Origin of the sequence: Roseateles sp. (genome assembly GCF_031397715.1) — a bacterium.
Lineage (GTDB): Bacteria > Pseudomonadota > Gammaproteobacteria > Burkholderiales > Burkholderiaceae_C > Paucibacter_A.
Map to the genome: position 1 here is coordinate 1 of NZ_JANNMI010000493.1, position 2,944 is coordinate 2,944.

Sequence of the window (2,944 nt, forward strand, 5' to 3'; positions counted from 1 at the left end):
TGCCGCGCTTGACCAGATCGGTATAGCCAAGGCCATTGATATAGAACTCGACCACAGTCGGATTTTCAATCAGGTAATCGACCTTGCCGGCACGCAGCAAATGCAAGGATTCCATGATGTCTGCGGTCTTGACGATATGAGGATTCTTCAAATTTTTACGCAGGTACTCCTCATGCCAGAAGCCATCGATGACGGCCACGCTCCGGCCATCCAGGCCGTAAACATCCTGCACCGGCGGGCTGCTCTTGAGCCCGACAATGATGTCGCGCTCGGTGCTGATGGCGCGTGGAAAAAGAAAGTGCTTTTGGCGGTCATCGGTCTTGGCCAGATTAAGTACATGGACATCGCCCGCCTGCGCGCGCTCCAACATCTTGGCGAACGATCCGCTGACGACCTTGAAACGTAGGCCTATCAACTCACCGATGCGGCCGAGCGTTACGCCGGCAATACCCTTGTACTCGCCTTTATCAAAGTAGTCGAAGGGCAGATAGTCTTCGGCCACACCCACGACCGCCTCGCCGTTTTGCGTCAACCAGCTCAACTCGGCATCACTGAAGCGCAAGACCTTGCGGTTATAGCTGCGGCGGGCATCGCGGGCCAGGGTCTGGATGATGAGCCGGCGATGGTCCAGATAGCGGTCGATGATCTGGGCCAGGATGAAGCGGTCTTTGGCCACCGCGAAGGTCATGTCCGAAGTGATTGCCTTCAGCTCTGCCACCCGGGTAAGGTCGGGGAAGTCGCTCAAGAACTCATACTCGATGCCGCCGCCGGCCGTCACAAAGCCGTCCACCTCACCGGCCGCCAAGGCCTTCAGTCCCGCGCGCTGGTCATCAAAGCTGGCCACCTGAAAATGGATGTTGGGGAACTCGGTGGGCAGTTGCTGGATCACGAAATCATTGGCCAGAAAGCCCACCGGCTTGCCGTCCAGATCACCCAGGGTCTGCACCAGCGAGTCCTTGCGGGCAAACACCACGTAGGGGTATTTCTGCGCCGCCTGGGTGAAGTGCATGACCTTCTCACGCTCAGGCGTCGGGTTAGCGCCATAGAGCAGGTCGATCTTGCCGGCCAGGAAGCGGCTGTAAGCATCGTCCCAGTTCTTCACATCGGCAGCGACCAGGCGCAGGCCCAGTTGCACCTGCATATCGCTCAGCAAGGCCGGCAAGAGCCCAATCCGGCGGCCTTGAAACTCGAAGCTATCCAGGCCCGCGACAGGATCGAAGCCGACGCTGAACTGCCGCTCTTTGTGCGCGGAGATCCAGGCACGCTGAGCCGCATCCAGCGGCACCCCGCCATTGGCCGCAGCTGCCGCGGCCGATGCTTGAGCCCAGGCCAGGCTGCACAGCAGCAGCCCCAGGCAGATGCAGAATATTCGCCGCAGACCAAGCAAGGCTGTGCCTCCCCTTCAGTTCTTCGATGCGGGTGCGAAGCTGCACCGTCAACCGGCCAAAACCGATTTACCCACTGCTCATTCTCAACGCTAGGTGACCGGCATTTGTCGCTACTTCGCCAGGGTTTGCCCGGTGAATTGGCCAAGCGCCAGATATTTATTGGCCGCGCACAGGGCGCTGCGCCAAGCAGCATCGATGATGTGGGATCACTTGATAAAAATAGCGATGATGATGAACCAGAACCCTGTCCAACGTCGCACCCTGCTGGCCAGCCTCGGCGGCCTGCTCACCATGTGGAGTCAATCAATGAATGCAAATGCCCAAGCCACCGCTCCGGTGGCAAACCCTACCCCCACAGCCACAGCCACAGCCACCGCGAAAGGCAGCTTTGAGGTCAAGATTGACCCGCCGCAGGCGCTGAGCAGCCCGGCCGCTGGGGCTGCGCTGTTCAAGCGCAGCATGAGCAAGCAGTTCAGTGGCGACCTGACGGGCAGCGCCATTGGCGAGATGCAATTCGCCGGCCAACCGCAAGTCGGTGAAGCGGCCTACACCGCGCTGGAGTCTTTTGTTGGCCAGTTGCAGGGCCGCAAGGGCAGCTTTGCAATGGCTCACCTGGGGCTGATGAGCGCTGGCAAGCAAGACCTGCGCGTCAGCGTCGTGCCGGGCTCGGGCCTAGGTGAGCTGGCCGGCATCAGCGGCGACCTGCTGATACGCATCGAGGCCGGTGCGCATTTCTACGAGTTGAACTACCGCCTTAGTTGAGGGTTAGGCCTAGAGCAGATTGATCGCCCTTGCCGCCTCGCGCAGCTCGGCGCGGAAGTCTGGATGCGCGATCGCGATCAGCTCCTGCGCCCGCTGCTTGGCCGACTTGCCGCGCAGCTGGGCCACACCGAACTCGCTGACCACATAGTTGATGTCGTTCTTGCTGGTGCTCATATGGGTGCCCGGCGTGAGCGTCGGCACGATGCGGCTGATGCTGTCCCCTTTGGCGGTGGACGGCAGCACGATGAAGGCCTTGCCGCCTTTGGAGCGGTTGGCGGCGCGCACAAAGTCGCTCTGCCCGCCGGTGCCTGAGTAGGGCGTGGGGCCCAGCGACTCCGAGCCGCACTGACCCAAAAGATCGATCTGCAGCGTCGCGTTGATGGCGCACAGCTTGTCGTTCTGGCCGGCCAGATAGGGGTCATTGGTGAAATCGACCGGATGCATCTCCAGGCCCGGATTGCGATCCATAAAGCGGTAGAGCTTTTGCGAGCCAAGTGCAAACGTCGCCACCATCTTGCCCGGCAGATAGTTTTTGCGCCGGTTGGTGACCGCGCCGCATTCGACCAGGCTCAGAATGCCGTCGCCAATCATCTCGGTGTGCACGCCCAAATCATGCTTGGCGCTGAGCTGCATCACCACCGCGTCGGGAATGCCGCCATAGCCGATCTGCAGCGTCGAGCCGTCGTCGATCATCTCGGCCACGTAGCGGCCGATGGCTTCCTGCACCGGCCCGATGCGCGGCAGGCCGACCTCCATCACCGGGTCGTCGCTTTCGACCAGCGCGCTCACCTGCG

The 2,944-nt window shown here is 61.3% G+C and carries 3 protein-coding genes; 1 reads left to right on the forward strand and 2 read right to left on the reverse strand.

The genetic code is table 11. The annotated features are described in order from the left end of the window. The coding region (locus RMO57_RS21905; RefSeq protein WP_310390312.1) for a transporter substrate-binding domain-containing protein at positions 1-1,387 on the reverse strand (1,387 nt) is incomplete at its 3' end. Between the two features lie 307 nt (positions 1,388-1,694). Between RMO57_RS21905 and RMO57_RS21910 the strand changes: the two genes are divergently transcribed. Continuing rightward, a complete protein-coding gene (locus RMO57_RS21910) occupies positions 1,695-2,150 on the forward strand; it encodes a DUF3224 domain-containing protein (protein ID WP_310390314.1) in 456 nt (151 codons plus the stop codon). 9 nt (positions 2,151-2,159) lie between these two features. Here the strand turns inward: RMO57_RS21910 and RMO57_RS21915 are convergent. Further along, on the reverse strand, positions 2,160-2,944 hold a 785-nt coding region (locus tag RMO57_RS21915), incomplete at its 5' end, for an acetyl-CoA hydrolase/transferase family protein (RefSeq protein ID WP_310390316.1).